The sequence below is a fragment of the Aquabacterium sp. genome (assembly GCF_004297345.1).
Classification (GTDB): Bacteria; Pseudomonadota; Gammaproteobacteria; order Burkholderiales; family Burkholderiaceae_C; genus Aquabacterium.
The window spans coordinates 1-2976 of sequence record NZ_SCTN01000151.1 but is presented as its reverse complement, the minus strand read 5'-3'; the positions used below and the strand labels follow the sequence as shown (position 1 = coordinate 2976).

General features: G+C 63.3%; 4 protein-coding genes. All 4 read left to right on the top strand.

Annotated elements, in window-relative coordinates:
• A partial coding sequence (locus EPO09_RS04980) for a BMP family ABC transporter substrate-binding protein (RefSeq protein WP_290640781.1) occupies positions 1–555 on the top strand: 555 nt, incomplete at its 5' end.
• Positions 556–595: 40 nt separating this feature from the next.
• The gene (locus EPO09_RS04975; RefSeq protein ID WP_290640779.1) at positions 596–1750 is read left to right on the top strand and encodes an ABC transporter permease; all 1155 of its coding nucleotides are present in this window, start codon (positions 596–598) and stop codon (positions 1748–1750) included.
• Complete coding sequence (locus EPO09_RS04970; RefSeq protein ID WP_290640777.1) at positions 1747–2670, top strand: ABC transporter permease; 924 nt, start codon at positions 1747–1749, stop codon at positions 2668–2670. The genes EPO09_RS04975 and EPO09_RS04970 overlap by 4 nt, the downstream gene beginning before the upstream one ends.
• 10 nt (positions 2671–2680) lie before the next feature.
• A partial coding sequence (locus EPO09_RS04965; protein ID WP_290640775.1) for a cysteine hydrolase family protein occupies positions 2681–2976 on the top strand: 296 nt, incomplete at its 3' end.

Here is a 2976-nt window from a genome sequence, read left to right as displayed (position 1 = left end):
CGCTCGGTGCACCCGGACATCACCTGCTCGGTCATCTTCACGGGTGACTGGTCCATGCCGGTGAAGGAGGCTGAGGCCACCAACAGCCTGGCTGATCAGGGCGTGGATGTCTTCACCATGCACGTGGACGGCCCCAAGGTCATCGTCGAGACAGCAGCCAAGCGCGGCAAGTACGTCTGCGGCTACCACGCATCGCAAGCCAAGCTGGCCCCCAACGCCTACCTCACCGGTGCCGAGTGGAACTGGGTGACGCCTTACAAGCAGATCGTGGACGCGGCCCGTACCGGCAAGCCGCACCCCAACTTCCTGCGCGGCGGCTTGAAGGAGGGCTTCGTCAAGACCTCGCCTTACGGCGCCATGGTGCCAGAAGGTGCGCGCAAGCAGGCCGATGCCATCAAGGCTGCCATGCTCAAGGACGAGTTCGAGATCTTCAAGGGAGAGATCAAGGACAACACAGGCAAGGTCGTGATTGCCAAGGGCACCACGATGAAACAGATCGACCCCGCACTGGAAGGCATGAACTACCTGGTGGAAGGCGTGATCGGCAAGGTCTGATCCGCGTGGGTCCTGTCTGACGGTTGGAAAAGGAGTGACCATGAGCGATTCGCGCGTGGCCGTGGTGTTTGACAGCGTGGTGTTGCCGGTGCTGGCTCTGGCTGGCGCGGTACTGCTGTTTGGCGGCTTTGTGTGGCTTGGTGGCACCAGCCCGACCGAAACCTGGGTGTTGCTGTTCAAGGGGGCGTTCGGTGATGCCTTCTCGTGGCAGAACACCCTGCAGCGCGCCGCGCCGCTGATGCTGACGGCCTTGTGCGTGGCGATCCCGCAGCGCGCAGGCCTGATGGTCATTGGTGGTGAGGGCGCATTGGTACTGGGCGGGCTGGCGTGTGCCGGCCTGCCGTACCTGTTCACTCCCCCAGCAGGTGTGAGTGGCACCGTGCTTGTGTTGCTGGCCAGCGCCCTGGTTGGCGGCGCGTGGATAGCGCTGGCAGGTGTGCTGCGCCAGTTCCGCGGGGTGAATGAAACCATCAGCTCCTTGCTGATGAGCTATCTGGCTATTGGGCTGTTCAAGCATTTTGTGGAGGGCCCGATGCGGGATCCCAGCAGCTTGAACAAGCCGTCTACCCTGCCTTTGGCTGAGAGCAACTTGTTGGGCCTGATGCCTGGTTATGAGGTGCACTGGGGGCTGGTATGGGGCGCGCTTGCATGCCTGGTTGCGGGCTTCTGGTTGTTTGGCTCTACCCATGGTTTTGCCACACGCGTGGTGGGGGGCAACGCACGTGCCGCACGTCTGGTTGGCTTGCCCAGTCACCGTCTGATCATCACGGCTTGCGCCTTGGGCGGTGGCTGCGCCGGCCTAGCTGGTGGTGTCGAAGTGGCGGCTGTGCACACCAATGCCAATGCCGCCCTGATTGCGGGCTTGGGCTACACGGGCATCCTGGTGTCCTTCGTGGCGCGGCACAACCCGTTTGCCGTGATCCCTGTGGCTATCCTGTTTGGCGGCTTTGGGTCGGCAGGCAGCTTGCTGCAGCGGCGACTTGATCTGCCAGATGCCTCCGTGCTGGTGCTGCAAGGCTTTGCCTTCGTGCTGATTCTGGCCAGTGAAGCGCTGAGTGGTCGCATGGGTGAGTGGATGACGAGGCAAGGTGTGCGCAGGGCGGAGCGTGCTGAGCGGGTCGCGCATGAAACCAGCCGGGCTCGCCTGGCGCGTGAACAGGCGGCCATGGACGCCGCCAGCAAGGAGGCCGCATGAGCGATGTATCCATGTGGTCCGATGTGGCCATTGCCGTGCTGGGTGGGGCCATCCGTGTGGGGACGCCCTTCCTGTTCGTGAGCCTGGGCGAGTGTCTGACCGAGAAGTCCGGGCGCATCAATCTGGGGCTGGAGGGCGTGCTGGTGCTGTCTGCCATGGCGGGCTTTGCTGGCAGCTATCTCACCGGGTCGCCCTGGGCCGGGGTGTTGCTGGCCGGTCTGGCCGGTGCCTTGCTGGCCATGTTGCACGGGCTCCTGTGCTCCCTGCCTCGTGTGAATGACATTGCCACCGGCATCGCCTTGATGCTGTTGGGTGCCGGTCTGGCCTTTTATCTGGGCAAGCCCTTGATCCAGCCGCAGGCCGCACAGATTCCCTCGTTGGAGCTGGGCATGTGGAGTGATTCGTCGCAGGTCCAGGCGGCCTTGCGCATCAATGCCTTGTTCCCCATTGGCGTGGCGCTGGCCGTGCTCTTGTCTTGGGCGTTGGCCGATACACGTTGGGGTCTGATCGTGCGCATGGCCGGCGACAGCAGCGATGCCGCTCGGGCCTTGGGTTACTCGGTCAACACGGTGCGCGTGCTGGCCACGATGGCGGGCGGTTTCATCGCCGGGCTAGGCGGGGCATCCTTGTCGCTGTACTACCCAGGCAGCTGGAACGAAGGCTTGTCCAGCGGGCAGGGCCTGATTGCTGTGGCCTTGGTCATCTTTGCGCGCTGGCGGCCGCTGGCCTGTCTTGGCGCGGCCTTGTTGTTTGGCGGTGCGGGCGCCTTGGGCCCGGCGCTGCAATCTGTGGGCATCGGCTGGGGCTACCACCTGTTCAATGCCATGCCCTATGCCTTGACCTTGTTGATTCTGGTGTGGACCTGCAGCCCCAAGCGTTCACTGCAAGGTGCGCCGATGGAGTTGGGTGTGTCCCGTTGAAGGAGTGTCCATGACGACTTATGTTGATGCGCAACCTTATGCCTGGCCGTACAACGGCGATCTCAAGCCCTCGAACACGGCGCTGATCATCATCGACATGCAGACGGACTTCTGCGGTGTGGGTGGCTATGTGGACAAGATGGGCTATGACATCTCGGCCACGCGAGCACCGATCGAGCCGATCAAGGCCTTGCTGGCTGTGGCGCGGCAAGTGGGCATGCTGGTGATCCATACCCGAGAGGGGCATCGGCCTGATCTGAGTGATCTGCCGGCCAACAAACGCTGGCGTTCACGGCAGATTGGCAC